The sequence below is a fragment of the Vibrio sp. Vb1980 genome (genome assembly GCF_033338615.1).
Taxonomy (GTDB): Bacteria; Pseudomonadota; Gammaproteobacteria; order Enterobacterales; family Vibrionaceae; genus Vibrio; species Vibrio alginolyticus.
In genome coordinates, this window is the sequence record NZ_JAWOSZ010000001.1 from 408,041 (window position 1) to 428,884 (window position 20,844).

Annotated in this window: 14 protein-coding genes and 1 pseudogene; 8 read left to right on the plus strand and 7 right to left on the minus strand. The window is 45.1% G+C overall.

Annotated elements, in window-relative coordinates:
• Positions 1 to 190 precede the first annotated feature (190 nt).
• From R7F64_RS01850 to deoD, 6 genes and pseudogenes are all read right to left on the minus strand, one after another.
• The gene (locus R7F64_RS01850) at positions 191 to 1,321 is read right to left on the minus strand and encodes an HlyD family secretion protein (RefSeq protein WP_005375134.1); all 1,131 of its coding nucleotides are present in this window, start codon (positions 1,319 to 1,321) and stop codon (positions 191 to 193) included.
• Positions 1,321 to 1,699, minus strand: a pseudogene (locus R7F64_RS01855) (DUF3302 domain-containing protein). Before R7F64_RS01855 ends, R7F64_RS01850 begins: the two are co-directional and overlap by 1 nt.
• Positions 1,700 to 1,943: 244 nt before the next feature.
• Positions 1,944 to 3,527 (minus strand): GGDEF domain-containing protein, encoded by a 1,584-nt coding sequence (locus R7F64_RS01860; protein WP_318071399.1) that lies wholly within the window; start codon positions 3,525 to 3,527, stop codon positions 1,944 to 1,946.
• A complete protein-coding gene (locus R7F64_RS01865; RefSeq protein ID WP_005375137.1) occupies positions 3,511 to 4,995 on the minus strand; it encodes a hypothetical protein in 1,485 nt (494 codons plus the stop codon). The genes R7F64_RS01860 and R7F64_RS01865 overlap by 17 nt, the downstream gene beginning before the upstream one ends.
• A gap of 166 nt (positions 4,996 to 5,161) precedes the next feature.
• A complete protein-coding gene (locus R7F64_RS01870) occupies positions 5,162 to 6,631 on the minus strand; it encodes a lactate dehydrogenase (protein ID WP_017635476.1) in 1,470 nt (489 codons plus the stop codon).
• A 70-nt stretch (positions 6,632 to 6,701) separates the two neighbouring features.
• Positions 6,702 to 7,412: a purine-nucleoside phosphorylase gene (deoD, locus tag R7F64_RS01875; RefSeq protein WP_005375140.1), complete on the minus strand. Its 711-nt coding sequence runs from the start codon at positions 7,410 to 7,412 to the stop codon at positions 6,702 to 6,704.
• A gap of 398 nt (positions 7,413 to 7,810) precedes the next feature.
• Between deoD and R7F64_RS01880 the strand changes: the two genes are divergently transcribed.
• Genes R7F64_RS01880 through R7F64_RS01895 form a run of 4 tightly spaced genes read left to right on the plus strand, consistent with a single transcriptional unit; the run spans position 7,811 to position 11,922 of the window.
• Positions 7,811 to 8,761 (plus strand): YbgA family protein, encoded by a 951-nt coding sequence (locus R7F64_RS01880; RefSeq protein WP_017635475.1) that lies wholly within the window; start codon positions 7,811 to 7,813, stop codon positions 8,759 to 8,761.
• Positions 8,751 to 9,551: a MerR family transcriptional regulator gene (locus tag R7F64_RS01885; protein ID WP_318071400.1), complete on the plus strand. Its 801-nt coding sequence runs from the start codon at positions 8,751 to 8,753 to the stop codon at positions 9,549 to 9,551. The genes R7F64_RS01880 and R7F64_RS01885 overlap by 11 nt, the downstream gene beginning before the upstream one ends.
• A 22-nt stretch (positions 9,552 to 9,573) precedes the next feature.
• Positions 9,574 to 10,989: a deoxyribodipyrimidine photo-lyase gene (gene phrB / locus R7F64_RS01890; protein WP_258460657.1), complete on the plus strand. Its 1,416-nt coding sequence runs from the start codon at positions 9,574 to 9,576 to the stop codon at positions 10,987 to 10,989.
• Between the two features lie 6 nt (positions 10,990 to 10,995).
• Positions 10,996 to 11,922, plus strand: a complete 927-nt coding sequence (locus R7F64_RS01895; RefSeq protein ID WP_318071401.1) for a L,D-transpeptidase family protein — start codon at positions 10,996 to 10,998, stop codon at positions 11,920 to 11,922.
• Between the two features lie 26 nt (positions 11,923 to 11,948).
• On the opposite strand, the gene R7F64_RS01900 is transcribed toward R7F64_RS01895, so the two are convergent.
• Positions 11,949 to 12,203: an Lpp/OprI family alanine-zipper lipoprotein gene (locus tag R7F64_RS01900; RefSeq protein ID WP_005375145.1), complete on the minus strand. Its 255-nt coding sequence runs from the start codon at positions 12,201 to 12,203 to the stop codon at positions 11,949 to 11,951.
• Between the two features lie 550 nt (positions 12,204 to 12,753).
• On the opposite strand from R7F64_RS01900, the gene R7F64_RS01905 reads away from it, so the two are divergent.
• From R7F64_RS01905 to R7F64_RS01920, 4 genes are all read left to right on the plus strand, one after another.
• On the plus strand, positions 12,754 to 14,097 hold the full coding sequence (locus R7F64_RS01905; protein WP_318071402.1) for a DEAD/DEAH box helicase: 1,344 nt from the start codon (positions 12,754 to 12,756) through the stop codon (positions 14,095 to 14,097).
• Positions 14,098 to 14,421: 324 nt separating this feature from the next.
• Positions 14,422 to 16,419, plus strand: coding sequence for a prolyl oligopeptidase family serine peptidase (locus R7F64_RS01910; protein WP_086047249.1), 1,998 nt, complete (start codon positions 14,422 to 14,424; stop codon positions 16,417 to 16,419).
• Positions 16,420 to 18,561 carry a TonB-dependent hemoglobin/transferrin/lactoferrin family receptor gene (locus R7F64_RS01915; RefSeq protein WP_318071403.1) on the plus strand — a complete coding sequence of 714 codons (2,142 nt, stop codon included), beginning with the start codon at positions 16,420 to 16,422 and terminating at the stop codon, positions 18,559 to 18,561.
• Positions 18,562 to 18,570: 9 nt separating this feature from the next.
• A complete protein-coding gene (locus R7F64_RS01920) occupies positions 18,571 to 20,823 on the plus strand; it encodes a proprotein convertase P-domain-containing protein (protein WP_033906728.1) in 2,253 nt (750 codons plus the stop codon).
• The last annotated feature ends 21 nt before the right edge of the window (positions 20,824 to 20,844 follow it).

Below are 20,844 nucleotides of genomic sequence, written 5' to 3' on the forward strand. Positions count from 1 at the left end.
ATTCACGCATCCCTTTGACTGGCTTTGGTTTTAGCAAGCATTAAAAATAAGGCGCGCATTATACAGAATATTAATAAAAGTGGGAATGCTATCTATCTGGATGGCTAGAATGAATCAGGGGCTGATCGTCAGCCCCTGATTACACGGTTTGATGTTATTTTTACCAATAAATGAATGCGCTATATGTTCATTAATGGTCGAGGTATAAATAGTTCTGCCAGCTCTTCATACGAATAAGCACTTTGCGCATCACTGATACGTGAGTAAAGCTGTCTGAATAAACTGCAACTTCAACCGCAGTACCCATTGGTAGGTGGTATCCACTCAAGTCGTCGGTAATTTTCAGCTTCGCAAAAACACGTCCGCTCGTGCGCAAGGCATCAGTCCCAAGCAGAGCGCCTCGCGCTTGAATTTGGCTTTCACCAATGGCTGGAATCACGTCAATGACTTCGCCACGGAACACTTTGCCCGGAATTGCGCGGAACATAAATTCTGCTTCAAAGCCTGGCTTCAAGCGTTGTAATGAGTTCTGTCTGAATGCCGCGGTGTACGTAATGTCTTCGGTATGTACGAAGGTCATTGCCGGGGCAAGTGGCAACGGCACAGCCATAACACCAGGACGCAAAGCCAATTGCGTAACGTAACCATCGGTTGGCGCACGAACGACGGTTTGCTCTAGGTTAAACTCTGCTTTACGCAGCTCGGCAAGAAGTTGCGCGACTTGGGTATTTTCGCCTCCGATTTCAGAGTCCAGAGCGATTTGCGCTTGTTCTTGTTGCAAAATCGCAACGTCTAACATGGCTTCTGCCGCTTTATACGCTTGGCGTCGAGTATCTAAATCTTGTTCAGTAAACGCGCCACGATCAAAGCCCCTTTGATATCGGCTAAACTCCCTTTGTGCTTTATCTCTGTCCGCTTGCGCTTTCAATACAGCAGCTTCTGCTTCTCTTAGATCAGACTCTAAACCCAACGCACCTTGGCTTGCTTCTTTGACTTTCGCTTCAAGGCGAGCAACTTCTGCTTCAAAAGGCACAGGATCGATTTTGAAAAGAATATCGCCCGTTTTGAGCGGTTGGTTGGCTTGGACTGGCACTTCCACCACGCGGCCACGCACGCCAGAGACGATAGGCGTAGTCGGGAACACTTGGTTACCCAATTGAGTAAATGGGTGGTTGTAGTTCATAAGCAGCACGAGTGTGCCCACTAACACTACGCCGCCAAGTACGGCGGTTGGAACGGTCCATTTGTTTAGAGGAATATTGAAAATTTTAAAAATGGCAATACAAAGAGCGGCGTAAGTCAGAATCAGCAATAAGTCCATTATTCGTCCTCTTTACTTTGTTCAGGCAAAGGCTTTTGCTGAATCTTTTGTTGTTTCAACATCGATACTTGGTTTTTGAGTTCGTTGACTTCATCGATGAGTTCTTCAAGGCGGTGATGAATGTCGTGTGTTTCTTGTTCTAGTTGTTTAAAACCCCAGCCGCGTTCCTTGCGCCATAATGTTGCCCAGATCCATAAAAATGGCCACAGCGCATGCAAAGTGAAAAGGCTGACCCAGCCAGCGTAGTGAATTGCGTCTTGGTGCGGGTGCTCTCTCTTTGGCGATTTCATATGGAATATCATGGATGACAATGATTCCGTAAAAGATCACTAAAGCAACGAAGATGAGTAACCCAAGTGCAAAATAGTCTAGAAACATCTTACCTACCTGTGCGTATTGCGAAATGGAAAATCTACGTAAATTAACAATTTAAGTATTTGTCTTAACTACAGATGAATCAAGCGGTTTTTATGTAGGAATTATGTTTATGCGATGTAAGTATCCACTGATGTTTATTGGCAGTTAAGGTGTTGCTGAGTACTTATTTAAACAAGCAGTGAAGTGATATAGGAAGGATAAGTAAAAAGTATACTAAAGCCCCAGGTGTCAACCGGGGCATGGTTTAAAGTTCGGTACAGACTTGGTTTCTGCCATTGGCTTTGGCGCGATAAAGAGCTTTGTCTGCACGATAAAAAGTTCGCTGAGTATTCTCGCCTTCTCGATGCAAGGTAATCCCTATGGATACGGTCAGCCCCCGTTCACCAAGAATATCGTCCCAACTATATTGATAAATCCGTTCACGATAATTCTCGGCATGCATTTCTGCGCGTTCCAGTTGGGTATTCTCAAGGATCACGAGGAACTCTTCACCACCAAATCGTACGCACGATGCGCCTTTAAATCTGAAGTAGGACGCCAGTTCCTGTGACACACTTTTGATCGCTTTGTCGCCAACCAAGTGGCTTAGTTCGTCATTGATGGATTTGAAGTGATCGATATCGATGACCATCAATGCAAATGCAGTATCGTGCAGAAGTAGATCTTTTAGTTTAACTTCTAACCAGCGTCGGTTGTGTAAAGACGTAAGTGGATCGGTAAAGACGTCCTGCTGTAGCTGAGCAACAGTATTTTTATGCTGCTTGGTGGTTTCTTTTAGTTCTTTGTTTTCTAGCTCTGACAAAATGAGTTTGAGTTGTAACTCAAAGCGTGAAAGTCGGCGTAGTTGAGCAGACCCTAACTCACCGATCGGAATATGTTTTACAAGATCAGATTCGATTCTATGCGCTTTTTTTTCACAATTTAATGCTTCTTGATACAACCCTTGAGAGGCGTAAACTTGACTCATCGCGTTATAAAAATGCTGAGTAACGATAGGAGATAGTTGCTTTTGAATCCTTTTACTGATGGAGTCCAACGTTAAATTAGCTAAAGAAGTGTGCCCTACACCGTTTAGACAATACGCAGTCTCAATTTTGACCATCGTGGATAACCAGTATGTCGTGGCACTACCCGTTGTATACTGAACATTCGAAATAGCCAGCAACGCATTGGGGTAGTCTTCTTGCAGACGATGTAATTTGGCTCGGTAGAGGTGAATTTGTGCGGCGAGGTTTTTATCACTGACGAGAATGCTCAGTTCTTCACATTCACTCAATAGTTCTTTGGCGTCTGCGGTACGGTTCAAGCTGATATAACAGGCAAGCATGTACAGCTTGTAACGAAGGCGTAGGGATCGACTGCCAATAGCGTGATCGATAGCATCTATTTTTTGATAATAACGTAATGCACGTTGGTGATCCCCATGGGCATCGCACAAATTACCCATTCCAATAATGGCCAATACGTACTCATCAATATAGCCGTACTCGACGGCGATATTGGTTGAAGCAACATACTCGGTTAATGCCGCATTGTAGTCACCTACTTCAACCAAACGCTCACTCAAGCTTGCTTTCACAGAAAGAATATCTTCTACATCCTCTGGTAAAACAAGCAACTCAAGCGCTTGTTTCAATTCACTAATGCTGTCGTTGAGCTGTTTGATCTCTCTTCGATACTCGGCGCTAATGATATAGCAATGCGCTTTCTCTCGGTTTGTTGACGCAATATGTAACCCTATGTGTTCCCATAGCGTAATCGCTTCTTCACCTGAAACGGAAGAAGGATCGATACCTGCGTCAGTCACCTTGCTAAGCAGTTGTTCCATTCTTCATTACCTCAATATAACTTTCTTCGAGCTGTTCTAACGTGAATGGGAAGGTCAGGATATCTTGCAAATACAGTATCGGTTTCGGGCCTTTGATTCCGCGTCGCTTCCATGGATAGATGTCTAACATCGCTTGGACAGTGCGGTAGACCTCTTCTGCTGCTTGACCTTTTTCTGCAATTAACATTGCTAGCCTGTTACTGGAAATTCTCGAGATGAGGTCGCTGGAGGTTGTCAATGCATGAACGAGCTCGGTACAAACATCGAGAACTTCGGGGTTTGAATGCTGAATCATAATGATGGCGTGGTTAGAGCGTTTGAGCTCCGTTTTAAACAAAACTAACTGTTCCCACCAGTAGGTCTCAGAAACGACATTAGAGAACTGTTTTTCAGGGTCGTATTCGTGTTGAGAGCGAATATGATTGATCAGCTTACGTGCTCGCTGCTCTAGTTGGCGTTTAGAGCCTCTTGCTTTATCCATGCTGATTCGATGAGTTTGTTCTTTGAGCATTTTGAGTGCGTGCTTACGGTATTTCTTGAACGCGTTAAACGCAGACTCAAAGTCACCTTGTTCTTCAGCGACTCGTGATTGTTGGAAGCAAATTTGGCTGAGTAGCTCACCGTGGTCGAAACTGAGTGCAGACTCTTCTGCTGCAAGTAGCAACTTGGCAGCGCTGTCTGTATTTTGGCGCAAAAGCTCAAGTCTTGCTCGGCTAATAAAAGAGTGTGCTTTCATCCAAACGAGGTCATGCTCAATGGCGAGCTGGTGGGCTTTTTGGGTGGCTTCTTCGGCCGCATCAAGGCGTTCTAGTCCAAGCAGTGCTAACCCTTTAAAGTCCCAGATCTCGGCTTGCCACGTACTGTCATCATGATCTTTTAATACTTCGGTTGCTCCATCCAGTACCGTAAGCATCTCGACAAACTTATTTAGTAAGTAATAGTCCCAAGCTAATAGGATGCGCGCTTTGCCTTCTAACCAAGCAATACGAACATTGTTTGCCACTTTAACGGCTAACTCATGAGTTGAAGCGGCAAGTTGGTGTTCATTAGTGATGCGCCATACATTACCAAGCCCAATTAGAGATTCGATTTGAATTTCAACATCATCAACAAGAGCAGATTGTTCGAGCGCATTAATCCAATATTGTTGCGCGGAATAATACTTTGCTTGGCCCCAATATTGGAGTGCAAAAAGATGGAGAATTTCCGGGAGATGATCGTCGGTTTCAAGCTGTGTTTGTTTGCTGTAAGCGTCTTTGACGAGTTTTAAGCCTTGTCGGTAATCCATTAGGCACCAACAGCATTGCGCCATGATGAGTAAGGCTTTGATCTCTCCGTCCACAAATAAAATTTGTTCCGCGCGGATACGATATTGCTGCGCAATATTAAAGGTATGTTTAGGGGCCGATTTTATTTGGCCTTTAAGCTTAGTGAGATCATCTTCTAGCTGAATTTGGTTTTTATCCAACGTTCACATCCATGACTATCGAACTGGAAATCACACCTAATATTAAGTGGTTAGATGCATGTTTCTTTACCAAAGCGATGCGGATAACGTTTTGGTAAACGATCAGGGGCCGTAATGTATACCGTTACAACCCCTAATTACTACATCTAAATTACCAATAGAATAGCTACGATAGGAGCTGTTTGATTGTCAAAGGTGCATCAGAGACTTCCAACCTTTGTGCAGCGGTAAGACCTTGTTTATCCTGATAGCACAAATTATGCCAAGCTCTGAATATATCTAAAAGAGGTAAAATACCAGCAGGTCGTAATTTGCGACGTGGCTCGTTAATGAAGCTTTCGAAAAGAATCTGAAAGCGGTTTTGATAAAACTTCACATGACGAGTTGTCGCAACGTTAAACCATTTTTCAGGCTCATTTTGATCGCCAGCGAGGTAGCAAATGCCTTTGTGGTTTTCGTTTTGACTAGAGATTGCCCAACGATCGCGCCACCAACTCATATAGGCGATATCGACTTTGCCAAAGGGAGTGCTCATGTCCCAACTAGCGTCCTCTTCTACATACATCAAGTCGACACTTTTCTCTTTAATACGAGGTAAACAAACGCTCAATGCAGCTGAACGTAGTAGGGGATCTTGAGGCATGTATAGAGATACACGTTTGTTTGGGCAGCACATATCAAGTACGTGCAAATAGTGTGCATACGAGGTGTATGGCGGACGGACTAATGCCCCTTTTGAAGGGTAATGAAATACAGATAGATTACCAAGAGGGTCTTCTACGTTACCGCGAGCCAAAATTGTTTGGTATTTTTGGTCAATTCGCTCTCTGAGGTGATGAGAAGGTTCCGCAAGCGGCTCACTTGCTTCCGCTACGTACTCCTGGGAAACAAAACGAGACACCTCATCGTAAGGATTATGATCGAGAGTTGCGATTGGCTCTTCATCAGCGGAATAATTGACGTGCTGGCAAAGAATATAGCCAGAATGCGCTTCGCCAGAAACAATCCAATACACACCATTATTGCTGTTCGGTTGCAATGCAATATAGTTTGAGGCCAATTCATAATGCGTTGCGTGGTTTACCCAGCGCGCATCAATGGTTGCCAGCTTGCGGCGGCAGCGGCTAGCTATATGGTCAACATGATCGTAAAAGGTTTTTGGGTTAATACTAAGCTTGCGGCAGATTTCTCGTACGGAATATCCCGTAAACAATAAACCCATCAAGTTCTCTTGAAATTGAAGCTTCTTGTTGGCACCAGACCACTTGTCGACAAAGGTACATTGACACACTTTACAGCGGTAACGTTGGCGATCGCCACTGTAACCGAAAGCGTGATAGAGGTGTTTGTGAGTGTGGACAGAAAGTCCAAAGTTGTCGCAATCATCATTACGGCAAGCAGGCAACCCGTCACTGTGGACGTGCCGCAGGCGATGAAGTTCGTTCACGACATCGCGATTATTAAGTAAGGGGGGGAAAGCTCCACATTCACGGCATACCATCGCCGGACGCTTAGGGTTCGCATGTTGCAGAACGTAACGCTTTGCATCACTCAATCCAAAGTTGTCACACGCCAATGTTTTACAAAAGTTGAGTTGTAACCCATCTGCGTCTTTTGGCAGTTCGCCGTTAGACACAATCGCCCCCTCGGGATAATTCGGGCAGCCAGCATAACTCTGGCTGCAAATTATTACTTACTATTTGTTCTTAGATGTTGATTGCAGTTTCTAGTGCAACTTTCATCATGTCGTTGAACGACTTCTGACGCTCTTCTGAGCTTAGTTTTTCACCACGGATGATGTGGTCAGAAACTGTCAGGATAGTCAGTGCTTTCGCGCCTAGGTCAGCTGCTACGCCGTAGATACCAGCCGCTTCCATGTCTACACCTAGGATGCCTAGTTTTTCCATCTTCTCGAAGATGTCTGCTTCTGGTGTGTAGAACAGGTCAGCAGAGAATACGTTACCTACTTTTACAGGCACTTCCTGAGCGCGCGCTTGGTTAACTGCTTCTTCTAGAAGACCGTAATCAGCGATTGCTGCGAAATCGTGGTTGTTGAAACGGATACGGTTAACTTTAGAGTCTGTAGAAGCACCCATACCGATAACAACGTCCATTAGTTTCACGTCGTCACGTACTGCACCACAGCTACCCACACGGATAACGTTTTTCACGCCGTATTCAGCGATTAGCTCGTGTACGTAGATACAGCAAGACGGGATACCCATGCCGTGGCCCATTACAGAAACTTTTTTGCCTTTGTAAGTGCCAGTAAAGCCGAACATGTTGCGAACGTCACAAACTTGTTTCACATCTTCTAGGAACGTTTCAGCGATGTATTTAGCGCGCAACGGGTCGCCTGGCATTAGAACTGTTTCAGCGAAATCACCTGGTTGTGCGTTAATGTGTGGGGTTGCCATAAGTGCTCTCCAAAGTTTTGTTTTGATAAAACGCCTCTATTATAGAACGCTATTACCAATTCTGTTGAACTTGTTCGTTTTCGTTGAGGCAATAATATCGGGACGTACAGTGGCCCCTTGAGAGCTTAGTCACAAAAACCACGCATTTAGAAACTGCAACTACTATTGATAACCAAATCTGTTGAAATCAAAAGAGCAATCGATTTGCTTTTGAGCAGTTTGTCGATTGCGCGCACAAATTCTTTGTTTTTGGGCCAAACTTTTTTCTGACAGCTGGTTGATCGAAATACTTTCGAGTGAAGTAAAACGATTAAATTGTACAACTTATTTTCTTGTACAATCTGGAAAGGCTTGCTATAAGTTATACAACAAAACTTTTTGTATAGGGATGCATCATCATGGAATCTTCGATCAAAGTAGGTATCAGTTCGTGTGTTTTGGGTGAACGAGTGCGTTTTGACTCTGGTCATAAGGTGAGCAACTTTGTGACTAAAGAGCTTAGCCCGTATTTTGACTTTATTTCGGTATGCCCTGAAGTCGGCGTAGGTATGCCAGTACCCCGTCCAACCATTCGTCTTGTTTCTAATGAAGAGCGTGTTGCATTGGTTGAAACCAAAAATCCAGAAAATGATCATACCGACAATATGCTCACTTACTCGGCCAATAAAGTAGATGAACTTCAAAGCGAGCAGCTTTGTGGTTACATCGTTTGTGCCAAGTCACCAACTTGTGGCATGGAGCGAGTCAAGGTTTACAGCAAGAACAGTGCTGCGAAAGAAGGTGTTGGCTTGTATACACAAACATTGATGCAAAAAATGCCTTGGTTGCCTGTTGAAGAGGATGGCAGACTTAACGACCCTGTATTGAAAGAAAACTTTATTACTCGAGTATTTTGTCTAAATGACTTTTATGACTCGATGGATGGTGAGCCTACTCGTGGCAAAATCATAGACTTTCATTCGCGCTACAAACTGACGTTAATGGCACACCACCCAGAGTCATACCGATCCCTTGGCCGCTTAGTTGCCGATGTCGCTAATTATGAAATTGAAGACTTTTACCAAGAGTATCGTTTAGGACTGATGAAGGCGTTAACGAATCGGGCTAGCCGCAAAAATAACACAAATGTGTTGATGCATTTACAAGGGTACTTCAAACGCTCACTAACTAAAGAAGAAAAAGAAGAGTTAGCGACAGTGATTCACGACTACCGTATCGGAATGCTGCCTCTGCTAGCACCACTTACATTGATTAAGCATTACTTAAATACTTACCCAGACGAATATTTAGCAAAACAGAAGTTTTTAGAACCGTATCCGCAGGAGATGAGATTACGCTATGGTTTGTAGTTCAGAAGAAAAACTATACGCGATCCGAGATGTCGCAGAAATCACGGGTGTAAAACCAGTTACGCTGAGAGCTTGGCAACGAAGATACAACTTGATCCAGCCTCAGCGAACTGAAAAAGGACACAGACTTTATCGCCAGCAAGATCTCGATACGATTCGCGAAGTCCAGAGCTGGCTCGCGAAGGGGATTTCGATTGGTAAAGTGAAGGGGCTGCTAGGAAAAAGCGCCGATGTCGAAGTCAAAAACGAGGTTCGCACACTCGAAGAAGTTGAAAACATGCTGCTTGCGCTGTCTACCCTGAATCGAGGAAAAGCAGAGAGTTTACTTGCCTCTGTTCTTAAAGAGTATCCACTAAAACTCGTTATTGATCAGTTTATTAACCCAGTATTTGATGCGCTAGACATGGTGAAAGGATCGCTGCGATCTTTACAGGTAGGGTTATTTCAGACTTGTTTGATCACTCGACTTGCCCTTGTTATCGATTCTGAAAACAAAGCCGCTTCCAAAGGAAAGTGTCTGCTCATTAGCTTTGAACAAAACAGAGAGTCTGAGAGTTGGATTCAAGCAGCGAAGCTTTGCGAACAAGGGTATCACACGACTTTGATCGATAAGGTTGATGATGTTTCTGGTCTACTAGATCACGAGGTCGTTGAAAATGGTTCGTTTATCTACCTTTTCTCCAACAAAGCGCTAGCTGCTAAACAAGTAGCGTCCATCAAAATGCTTCACGCACAGTTAGGTGATCGGATGGGGTGCTCTGAAGTGATAGAGAAATTACACCTAACTTAGTAGACAAAAGATAGGAGCTACCATGGTTTTAGTATGGTTTCGACGTGACTTACGTACGTTAGACCACACGGCACTCAAAGCGGCGTTGGATTCAGGTCAGCCTGTCGTCGCTTGCTTTATCGCGACGCCAGAGCAGTGGCGGGAGCATCACATGGCGCCGATGCAGGCAGACCTCATTGCTCGTCGCTTAGCTTGTCTTAACGAGGAGCTTGAAAGCCTTAATATTCCTTTTTTGTACAAAGAGGTGCCGTCGTTTTCCGATTGTACAGATGTGATTAGTGGGTGGGCGGAAACACTTGAAGCCACGTCTGTCATGGCAAACATTCACTATGAGGTGAACGAACGAGAGCTCGATACACAAGTAAGTGAAGCGTTAGCTTCTCACGATATCGAATTTGAACTGTTTCATGACAAATGTGTGCACGCGCCAACGACGGTTCTTAATAAGCAAGGCGAATATTTTAAGGTATTTACGCCATTCAAGCGTGCTTGGTTAACGCAGTTCCATATGCCGACGGTAGTAAAACCTCACGAGCAAGCGCCACTCAATAAAAAGGTACTCGAACAATTAGAGTCGGCTCGATTTAATTCAAGCTTCACATTTAGCTATCCTCGAGAATCCAGTGAAGACTGGCTGGCTTCGACTAATGATATTTTGAAGCAGCTTAGGGAATTTGCACGGGAGCGCAGTGACGCGTATCAAAGCGAGCGAGACTTTCCAGCTATTGATGGCACTAGCCAACTGTCTCCATACCTTGCGATTGGCGCGCTATCACCAAGGCAGTGTATTGCTCGTTTGTATGCTGAAAATCAACAAAATGACCTTACAGAAGGGAAAGCAACTTGGTTAAGTGAGATCATTTGGCGTGAGTTTTATCAGCACCTATTGGTTTTCGAACCAAAACTCGTCAAAGGCAAAGGATTTATCGATTGGGAGGATAAAATCCAGTGGTCCTATGATGAGAAAGCCTTTGAGCGATGGAAGACAGGAACAACGGGATACCCAGTCGTTGATGCAGCAATGCGTCAGCTCAATCAAACAGGTTGGATGCACAATCGATTACGTATGATTGTCGCGAGCTTTCTTACCAAGGACTTACATATTGATTGGCGATGGGGAGAAGCGTACTTCATGAGTAAGCTGGTGGACGGCGATTTTGCAGCGAACAATGGTGGCTGGCAATGGTCTGCTTCTACGGGCTGTGACGGGCAGCCATACTTTCGTATTTTCAACCCGATAAGCCAAGGCGAAAAGTTCGATGCTAATGGTGAATTTGTGCGCCACTGGGTACCAGAAATCAAAAGTGTACCGAACAAATACATCCATAAACCTTGGACTTGGGAGGGCTTTTCTTTACTGGAATATCACAAGCCGATGGTTGATCACAAGACAGAAAGAGAGATAACCTTACAGCTCTTTAAAAGTGCCAAGGAATAGAGTGAAATGCTTAGCAAAAAGCGATCAATGAGTTTCGCAAAACGTACCCTGCTATCTGTGTCGTTATCTTTAGTGAGTGGTCTATCATTCGCTAAGATGTACGAATTACCAGAGGATGGAAGCCGTTTAATTGGTCGCCTTGAAAACCACGTCGTGCAAGAAGGCGAAACCATGGCAAATATCGCTAAGCTCTACGATGTGGGTATGCTAGGTTTAATGGCCGCAAACAAAGGCGTGGATCCCTTCTTACCAGAAGAGGGGCATGTTCTTACTATTCCGACACAGCTAATCCTCCCAGACGTACCTTATAAAGGTATCGTTATTAATCTAGCCGAGCTGCGCTTATATTACTTTCCGAAAGGAGAGAATATTGTCCATGTATTTCCTGTCGGAATTGGCCGAGTAGGGCGCGATACCCCAGTAATGACAACGCGTATCAGCCAAAAACGACCGAACCCTACATGGACTCCTCCAGCCTCTATTCGTGCCGAGTACAAAGCAAAGGGCATTGACCTACCAGCCGTTGTTCCTGCGGGGCCTGATAATCCACTTGGTATGTTTGCATTGCGTTTAGCTTACGGGAATGGCGAATACCTAATTCATGGTACCAACAAGGACTTTGGGATTGGTATGCGAGTCAGCGCGGGTTGTATTCGTATGGACCCAAGTGACATTGAGTGGTTATTTGACAAGGTTCGTAACGGTGAAGACGTTAACATCATTAACCAGCCTATCAAAATGACACTTGAGCCTGACAGAAGTGTGTTCTTAGAAGCACATGAGCCTTTGACTCGTAGTAATGGCGAGAAAGATGAACTGAAAGTGCCGAAAGAGTTAAAGTGGTGGCTGGATGAATTCGGTATGAAAAACGTGAAGGCTAAAGCAGCAATCGCTGCACAGAATGGGGTTCCTATCGAAATAACCGCGCCTTAACGGGCGTTAAGACGCGGTATTAAATCTTACTTAGTGTAAGACTGAGCGATGTTATCGATACGCTCGTTAGCACGCTCAGCTTCTTCTTGAGCAGCCATTGCTGCTGCGCCTGATTTTTGAACGTCAGATTGAAGAGCTTGTACGTCTTGGCTTAGTTGGCTAACTTGGTTGCTTAGTTCGTCTAATTTTGCTGCATTTGCTGTAGCTGCGTCATCAGAAGAAGCACAACCAGCTAGTAGAAGTACTGAAGTTGCTGCAGCTGCGATCAACGTTTTGTTCATATAAGAACTCCTTGCTTATAGTGAAAGTCTCGCCACTAACTATTATTTTATACAGTAGCGAGGTTAAATGTGGTTACATTTTATCAGTACATGATGTAGCAAAAGTCAAAAAAACCCAAGAATTTCATGGAGTACCTGACGTCAACTTTTACCTGAACTTAACAAAGTTTAACTACCTATCCTTTATTTCGTTCTCACAACAGTTTTCATAGCAGGTGTATTTGCCACGTTCCTGATATCAATAATTTAGACGATATTGACACAAATGAAAGTTTATTGGCCCAAATAACTGCTATTTACGTCGTTTTGTTGATGGATAGAAGGCATATTTGAACGGCTTTTCTCTAAACTTCCTGTCTAGCTGCTCATCAAAAAGGCTAGTCTTTACTCTGAACTGAGCCACAAATGATGTTTTACTGTTACCACAGGGAATTAGTTTGTGTGATCTCTATCTATACTCCTATGATTTGCGGTATTATACCGAGCTTTATTTTTTTGCTGCGTTAGAGCGGAAACGACACTACAGAGCGCTCAGACGCTGACTGATTTATTGGAGAATACTTTGCAATTTAAAGATCTAGGCCTAGACAACCGATTGTTGAAGAACCTAAAACACTACGATTTTAAAAAAGCGACTGACATTCAGCAACAGGCGATTCCTGTTGCGATTGCAGGCAAGGATCTATTGGCATCTTCGAAAACAGGTTCGGGCAAGACTTTGGCGTTTGTATTGCCAATGCTTCATAAGTCTTTAAAGACAAAATCGTTTTCTGCGAAAGACCCTCGCGCGGTAATCCTTGCTCCTACTCGTGAGCTAGCGAAACAAGTATATGGTGAGCTTCGTTCTATGCTAGCTAGCCTATCTTATGAAGCAGCACTGATTTTGGGTGGTGAGAACTTTAACGATCAGGTAAAAGCTCTGCGTCGTTACCCGAAATTTATCGTGGCGACACCAGGACGTTTGGCTGATCACTTAGATCATCGTTCGCTTTATCTGGATGGTTTGGAAACGCTGATTCTTGACGAAGCAGACCGTATGTTGGATTTGGGCTTTGCACCAGAGCTTCGTCGCATTCATAAAGCAGCCAAGCATCGTCGTCGTCAAACGTTGATGTTCTCTGCGACATTAGATCATGCAGACGTCAATGAAATCGCGGCTGAAATGCTCAATGCGCCAAAGCGAATTGCTATCGGCGTTTCTAACGAAGAACATAAAGATATCACGCAAAAATTTTACTTGTGTGATCACCTAGATCATAAAGAGGCAATTTTAGATCGTGTTCTTTCTGAGGCTGAATACCGTCAAGTTATTATCTTTACGGCAACGCGTGATGATACTGAGCGACTAACAGAAAAGCTGAACGAAAAGAAACTGAAGGCTGTAGCACTGAGTGGTAACTTGAACCAGACTCAACGTAACACCATTATGAGTCAGTTTGAGCGCGCAGTATTTAAGATCCTTGTAACGACTGATGTTGCTTCCCGCGGCTTGGATATTGCAACTGTGACACACGTCATCAACTTCGATATGCCAAAGCATACCGAAGAATACGTACACCGAGTTGGTCGTACTGGTCGTGCTGGAAATAAAGGGGATGCAATATCTCTTGTTGGTCCAAAAGACTGGGATAGCTTTAAACGTGTAGAATCATACCTACAACAAGATCTTGAGTTTTCAGTGTTCGAAGATTTGAAAGGTAAGTTTAAAGGCCTTAAGCCACCTAAACCAGATTTCCGCAATAAGAAAGCGACAGCAAAGAAAGCTCGCCCTCAAGCGAAAAAATCGGCGAAAAAACCAGCTAAGCGTGACAAGAGCTTCTACAAAAACGTATCTGTGGGTGATGATGTCTTCATCCCTAAGAAAAAACCAGCGGCACCGAGCTCTGAAGAGTAAAAGCTGCTGTAGTTTCCCATTGATTTTAGTTCTTAAAAATCCGAGTGTTCGCACTCGGATTTTTTATGTCTGTCGCTAGGTGAAATAGCGTCTTTCCATACTCACTCGTTTGTCAGCTTTTATATTTGTCTGGTTGTATATAAGCAGCATAGAACGCTAATTTAGGAAGTTATTAAGTTTTATTACCTCGGTCAAAGCAAACGTTTTTCCTCACACACTAGATAAAAATCTCACATGATTATGAAAATGATAATTGATCTCATTTTTATTTAAGGGCAGAATACGCGCCATTGTATTAATCCTATAAATGAATTCGCTCTCTATATGAAATTTACTCATGTTTTTTTAGGGCTCATAATTACCTCTAGTTCTGGCTTTGCTGCTGATGATTTCAACTGGCTTCGAGATGATGCTCGTAAAGATGAGCGAGTTCTTACCTACCTAACAGAACAAAACCACAAAACTGAACAGCACCAAAAAAGTTATCAGACGTTGACAAAAAACCTACTCACGCAGTGGGGTACCATGGTGGCAGACAAAGGTGATAAGCCATGGTCGATCATGAGTGGAAGAGAGTGGACGCTAACGCGTCGTGATGGTCGTTACTTACTGTTGTCCCGTGCGAGTCAACATGCGCCAGAAAACGTGGTGTTCGATTTCGATAAACGACAATCTGCGCATCAGTACTACCAACTTGGTCAATGGCAAGTGAATGGTGACACATTACTTTTCACGGAAGATATCGACGGCAGCGAACAATATCGCGCCGTGGTTGTTGATTTACTCTCCGGTCAATCTACGGAACTGGTGACGCACGTCGATAGTGGCGTATTGTTGTCACCTAACGGGAAAGTGGCATTCCTCGTTGCAAAGGAAAAGCGCACTCAGCGACCTCATCAGATCTTACGTATCTCCACTGAATCTTTGGCAAAAACAGTCCTATGGAATGAACCCAAGTCAGATTGGTTACTTTCTTTCTATCGTGCGGCAGATAGCCGTTATGCTGTGCTGCAAAGCAACAACGAGTCAACAACAGAGCAGAAGCTTGTCGACCTAGAAACGGGCACTGTCTCAGATTCATTGCGAAAGCCTGAAGTGGGTGTGGAATATTACGCGGATGTGGCGAAAGGTTACATTTATCTGAAAAGCAACCTTGAAGGAAAGTTCGCCCTTTACCAAGTCGAACTCGCACCGCTTGGCGCAACATGGCAACGCTTCACCAATCCTCGTGAGCCGCTTGAACAGTTCTACCTTTATGATGCAGGAGTTGTGGCACTTAGCAAGCCAAACAATGTGTCGACTTTGACGGTGTATTCTTACCAAGGTCAGGAAAAAGTGATACTGCCATTGGAACACGATGGTAATGTCGCTTGGCTAAGCACGTTGGGCGATTTTGAATCAAACAAGATTCGTATCCGAAGCATGTCGATGACTACGCCTCCTCAGTGGGAAGAGTTCGATGTAAAAACGCTGAATAAATCCTTGTACTCTCAAGATGCTTACCAAGACTTTGATAGTCAGCGTTATGTATCCCAACGTATTTTTATTAAGCACGACGGCGTTTCTGTCCCGGTCTCTTTGGCGTATCGCAAAGACAAATTGCACCCACAATCTCCTGTGATGATTTACGGTTACGGCGCGTATGGTTTTACGATGAAACCGTACTTTATGCCTCAGGTTATCAGTTTACTCGACCAAGGTGTGATTTACGCTATCGCCCATGTCCGTGGCGGTGGGTACTTTGGCGATGAATGGCACGAGCAAGGCCGTGGTGTGCGAAAAGCCAATTCTATTGGTGATTTTGTCGCGGCCGCGAAGGCGCTGCAAACATTCGAACGTGGCAATAGAGAGGTTTTCGCCATCGGTTCTAGTGCTGGTGGCACGTTGGTGGCCGGAGCGGTTAATCAAGATCCTAAATTGTTTTCAGGTGCCGTACTTAAAGTGCCTTTTGTTGATGTGGTTGCAAGTATGTCGGATACCTCACTTCCGCTTACCACACAGCAGTATGGCGAATGGGGTAACCCAACCAAACCTGAACAATTGGCGTTAATGAAGGCGTACGATCCGATTCTCAATATCCATAAAGACGCTTACCCACCCATGTTTGTTCAAGTCGGTTTAATTGATCAGCGCGTGCCATATTGGGAAGGCGCAAAGTATCTGGCTAAAGTTTCAGCGTTAAGTGAGCGCAACGGGCCGTACTTGTTGCAAACTGATTTTAATTCGGGCCACCAAATGGACCCACGACAAGCGCAAGAACAACAAGCAAAAGAATACGCATTTCTACTATCACTCATTAAAACATCTAAAGCGGAGCAGTAAATGAAGCTTACCCCAGTGTCAGCGGCAGTACTTTCGGTACTTGCTGCCAGTCAAGTGCACGCCGAATCTAAGGTTTTCTCAATGGAAGAGGTGGTGGTAACCGCCAATAAAATCGATCAGCCATTGTCAAAAGTGGCAGGTAGTGTCGCGGTTATCACAAACGAGCAAATCGAAGAAAGAGGCGAGACCGAGCTATATGACGTGCTGCGTAACGAACCTGGTGTAAGCGTGACGGGCGGTGCAGGACGTCCGCAAAACATTACCATCCGTGGTATGACGGGTAACCGCATTATGATCGTTCGTGATGGCATTCGTTCTGCGGATGGCTTCGGTGCGAATGACATTAATGATACCGTTGGGCGAGATACTTTTGATTTATCCAATTTTGAATCGCTGCAAATCATTAAAGGGGCAAGTTCTTCGGTGCATGGCTCTGGCGCGATCGGCGGTGTGGTGATTTTAGAATCCAGCCAGCCGGGTGATTTCTTAAAAGACAAAGACTTCTACACCGATGTTTCCGGTACTTACACCGATATCAGCAACAAGTACAAAGGCACGAGTAATCTAGCTTTCCGTTCCGGTGATACAGAGAGTTTGTTTAACGTTTCATACTGGCAAGGACAAGAGACACGTAACTTTGATGAAGATTTGTATAACCGCGACCTCGATGGTTACAGCGGTGCTTATACGATCAACCACTTTTTCAATGAAGAGGTGATGTTGAAAGCCAAAGCGGAACTCTACACCCAGAACCAAGAGCGTTTGGAGGGTTCACCGTCCATTCAACCTGATGGAATTTGGCATATTGAAGACTTTGCTGAGGATGAAACCACAGAAGAGTACAGCGCTTATATTGGTGCAGAGGTGACTCCGATTAATCCAACTTGGTTCGAAGAGTTGGATACCAAAGTTTACTGGCGTCACACCGAAGTGGTGGAAGACACCAACCGTTTAATGCGCCAAGTGGATCACAATGGTTTGATCACCAAGCGTCGCGAGCTGGAACACAAAACCTTCATTGACGAAACAATTGGCTTCCGTGGCGATTTCACTAATACGATTTATGCAGCAAATGCTGAGCACCAATTGGCTTACGGTGTCGAGCTTTCTACTGACTATTACGAACGCACAGATAGCGACTCCAAGATTGATTGGAACGGAGTAACACCTTCGACCAAACAACCTTTCGCTCCTGCTCGTGCTTATAACATTGGTTTGTACGTTCGAGACATGGTGGAACTGGATAAATGGACCATCACAGGTGGCCTACGCTTTGATGCGCACCGTCTCACGCCAGACGGTGCGGGTGAAGTGGGCGGCTTCCCATTAAAAGACATGGATAGCTCAGAGGTATCTCCAAGTCTTTCGGTTTCTCGTGAAGTATTTGCCAACAACATTGCTTATGTATCTTATAACCATGGTTACCGTGCTCCGGAATACGATAAAGCGTATGGCTTTGTAAGCCACGACTTTGTGCCGCTCACGCCGTTTGTCATTGCACCAAACATGGATCTAGAAGCTGAAACTTCGGACTCATTTGAAATCGGTAACAAGTTCGATAACGGTCGTGCGTATGTCTATGCGTCTTTGTTCTACAACAAGTTTGAAAACTTCATCGACGTTGTGACCACGGGCTTTGACTCAAGCAATGGTAATTACATTAAACAATACCAAAACCTCGATGGTGTCGAGACGTATGGTGCAGAGCTTTCTGCGGGTTACGCGATCACTAAGCGATGGAACATCAGCACCAAGTTTGGTTACGTAGATGGCAAAGACGCGGAAGGTGAATACGTTCGAAGCATTACGCCATTCGAAGGTAACGCTCAACTGAAATACGCCAACCAAGACTTCAATGCTTACGTGGCTTGGAACTGGGCCGCGGCAATGGATCGCGTTCCTAAATGCCAGACCACACTTGGTCTAGCGACAGAGTGTGCGCAGACAAGCGCGTGGAATACGTTTGATCTTGGCGCAACTTACTACGTTTCCAAAGACCTTCGTGTTAGCGCAAACATCGTCAACTTGTTCGACAAAGAGTACATCCGATACCAGGACGTAGCGGGTATCGCTGAGGAAAGTAAGCGTTACTCAACTGAGCCTGGGCGCTACTTCACGCTAAATGCAAAATACGAATTCTAGGACGAAATCATGAAGCTAAAACCATTGGCGTTTTCACTACTTATTGCTTGTACCCCTGCGGCGCAGGCTGCAGAGTGGGATTATCCCGCAACGGACTCTGTGGTAACGAATGAAGCGCAAGCGAAAACTTATCTAGACAGCCACTACTCAGAAACGGGCGAGTTTAAGTTCCGTTACAAAACCCAGTCTCAGCTTGGTGAGCATTACAATTTTGATGTTTGGGTAAACGGTGAATATCAAGCACAGCGTGCCCTAGTAGTAACAACCGATAAAAATCATCACGTTGTGCGAGTGTTTAAGAGCCTTGAAGATACGATCATTCGCAACGGTAAACCAACGGTTGCAATGGAATTGGAATCGCCTCGCCAACTGCAAGCACAAGAGCCACCTGCTCTGAGCTCTGGAAGTCTGGTTGATGTTGAGGTTTCTTTATTCAACCCAGATCTTCGCACCATGCAACAGCAAGCGGCACCAGAATCGACGTGGTCAGCACTGTCCGATTACCCTCAGCCGATCGAGTACGTCACCAAGTCGATTGAGGTTTTAAAGTCGGGAGGTAAGTTCTATCTCTCTAACCCAAGATTAAAGCAAGTGGATGCGACGGGTTTATTTGCAGCCCCAGCACCTGGTGAAGCACCTGTGCTTGATACGTTGGACTTTCTCAGCGCAGAAGGAGTTCAAGCGTTTGACAGTGTTGATGAGATGCAAAGCACCGAGTTTGGTGACAATGCGTTCCCACAGTTGATGGCTTTTTATCATCTTGATAGCTCGATCCAATATCTGACAAGCCTGACTTACGACTTGTTTGACGAACCGCTTCGTTTTGACGCTCGCGGTTTATCAAAAGATAACTCTACTTACTATTACGGTCCGAAAGCACTCATGCTAGGTGTCGGTGGTGTTTCTCCGGATGCAGTTGATGCTGATGTGGTGATACACGAGCTTGGGCATGGCATTCATTACCAAATCGTACCGGATTGGGCGTACGGTCACACTGGTGCTATCGCAGAGGGTTTTGCTGATTACTGGGCGGGCAGCGCGAGCTACCGCATTCAATATTTGGATGCTTCGCGTCGTGGTCAAGAGTTCGAGCTAGATACGGTGTTCAACTGGGACGGTGTGTTCGGAACACGCAAAACAACTCGTAGCTTATGGAACCAAAGAGCACGTTACTTCGAAAGCTCAGAGTATCCAGCGCACGTCAGTGTGGGCGGTGAACTAGGTGACGAGCTATGGTCAACGCCGCTGTTTCAAGCGCTTAAAGCATCGGTTGAACGATACGGTGATGATACCGATAGGGTGTTCCGCGAGTTTGACGCCATTGTTCTTGAAGGCATGTACGGCATTGGTCGTGGCGTGAAAATGCATGATCTGGCGGAGTCGACCGTGTTTGCCGCAAACATCTTGTTCCCAAATAAAGACTACGCCCAATTCCTGACGGACAGCTTCAACAGACACAACTTACTTAAAGCGCCTCTTCGTGTTCGCTATGACGCTCGATACATCGCACAAGGTCAAGACGTTGGTTTGAGCCTGAGCCAAACTGGCCGTGAAGCGAGCATCAAAGGGCAATGGCAGCTAAACAACGCATCTGTTTTCGATTTTGATGAAACGCTTTCTGACTCGACCTCAATGAAGGTGGCGTTACCAAGCGGTCTAACATGTGGCACGCAATTCGATTCCTCTATTTCATTGGATTATCAATTTTCTGAAGGCCTAAAGACTCACCAGTGGAGTGAAAAGGTGGTGCTGGTTAATGGTACGCCAGAGCTCGATATCCAGCCTCAACCAGTGAACTCCGCTTTGCCGGAACAGGGCGACAGACTGTTCTCTCAGACGCTATCGGACAAGTCACGCACGATTGATGATTCGTTTGCGGTTTACCTGAACATCGAACATGACTCACTGCAAGATCTGCAAGTGACGCTAGTGTCTCCACAAGGCAAATCGGTCGTGCTACTTAGCCATCAATCAAGCAATACCAAAGGATTTAAAGGTTACTTCACCGCTCAGTATGACGAGGAGTTACAAGCACTTGTCGGTCAACCGAGTTGGGGTACTTGGCGTCTCGAAGTGTCTGACCGCGTGTCAGGGAACTCTGGGGTGTTGAAAGAGTGGGGTGTGAGTCACTTTGCTCAGTATCAGTGTAGTGCTGATACCACTAAAGAAAGCAGTGGCGGTGGTTCAGGTGGCAGTGGTTCGCCTTGGACCTTGTTAGGACTTTTCCTGCTTTCAATGGTGAGAGTGATTCGCTCTCGTTAATTAAAATCAAAAGAAGATAAA

Excerpts from the sequence above, each read along its gene's own strand:
- R7F64_RS01860 (WP_318071399.1), bottom strand. The coding sequence starts at position 3,527 with ATGGAACAACTGCTTAGCAAGGTGACTGACGCAGGTATCGATCCTTCT.
- R7F64_RS01880 (WP_017635475.1), top strand. The coding sequence starts at position 7,811 with ATGGAATCTTCGATCAAAGTAGGTATCAGTTCGTGTGTTTTGGGTGAA.
- R7F64_RS01885 (WP_318071400.1), top strand. The coding sequence starts at position 8,751 with ATGGTTTGTAGTTCAGAAGAAAAACTATACGCGATCCGAGATGTCGCA.
- R7F64_RS01895 (WP_318071401.1), top strand. The coding sequence starts at position 10,996 with ATGCTTAGCAAAAAGCGATCAATGAGTTTCGCAAAACGTACCCTGCTA.
- phrB (WP_258460657.1), top strand. The coding sequence starts at position 9,574 with ATGGTTTTAGTATGGTTTCGACGTGACTTACGTACGTTAGACCACACG.
- R7F64_RS01850 (WP_005375134.1), bottom strand. The coding sequence starts at position 1,321 with ATGGACTTATTGCTGATTCTGACTTACGCCGCTCTTTGTATTGCCATT.
- R7F64_RS01910 (WP_086047249.1), top strand. The coding sequence starts at position 14,422 with ATGAAATTTACTCATGTTTTTTTAGGGCTCATAATTACCTCTAGTTCT.
- deoD (WP_005375140.1), bottom strand. The coding sequence starts at position 7,412 with ATGGCAACCCCACACATTAACGCACAACCAGGTGATTTCGCTGAAACA.
- R7F64_RS01915 (WP_318071403.1), top strand. The coding sequence starts at position 16,420 with ATGAAGCTTACCCCAGTGTCAGCGGCAGTACTTTCGGTACTTGCTGCC.
- R7F64_RS01920 (WP_033906728.1), top strand. The coding sequence starts at position 18,571 with ATGAAGCTAAAACCATTGGCGTTTTCACTACTTATTGCTTGTACCCCT.
- R7F64_RS01900 (WP_005375145.1), bottom strand. The coding sequence starts at position 12,203 with ATGAACAAAACGTTGATCGCAGCTGCAGCAACTTCAGTACTTCTACTA.